Source organism: Homoserinimonas sp. OAct 916 (genome assembly GCF_003260275.1).
Lineage (GTDB): Bacteria > Actinomycetota > Actinomycetes > Actinomycetales > Microbacteriaceae > OACT-916.
This window is the reverse complement of sequence record NZ_QJHB01000079.1, coordinates 1-333: the sequence shown is the minus strand read 5'-3', so window position 1 is coordinate 333 and position 333 is coordinate 1. Positions and strand designations below refer to the sequence as shown.

Below are 333 nucleotides of genomic sequence, written 5' to 3'. Positions count from 1 at the left end.
GCTCAGAGTCCCCACTCCTCAAATATGGCCTCCACCGTCCCATCCTCTTTCAGCTTCGCCAGCGAGGCATTGAGCTGCTCGAGCAGTTCCGTGTTGTCCTGCGCCACGGCCAGGCCGATGTGGCCGACCATCTGCTGCTCATAGCCTTCGGCCAGCTGTAGATCGGGGAAGCGCCCCTGGCTCAGCTGGTAGCCCATGATGGGAGCGTCGCCCACGCCGGCCACGATCCTGCCGAGGGAGACGTCTCGCATCATGTCCGCCAGGGTGTCGTAGTTGCGTATCTCGGGGAAGATGCCCATGGCATTGAGCTGTTCGACGTAGGTGGTTCCCACC

1 protein-coding gene is annotated in these 333 nt (G+C 62.8%); it reads right to left on the bottom strand.

The annotated features are described in order from the left end of the window. Nucleotides 1–2: 2 nt before the first annotated feature. Nucleotides 3–333: transporter substrate-binding domain-containing protein (locus tag DL891_RS16780; protein WP_157962605.1), on the bottom strand; the 331-nt coding region annotated here is incomplete at its 5' end.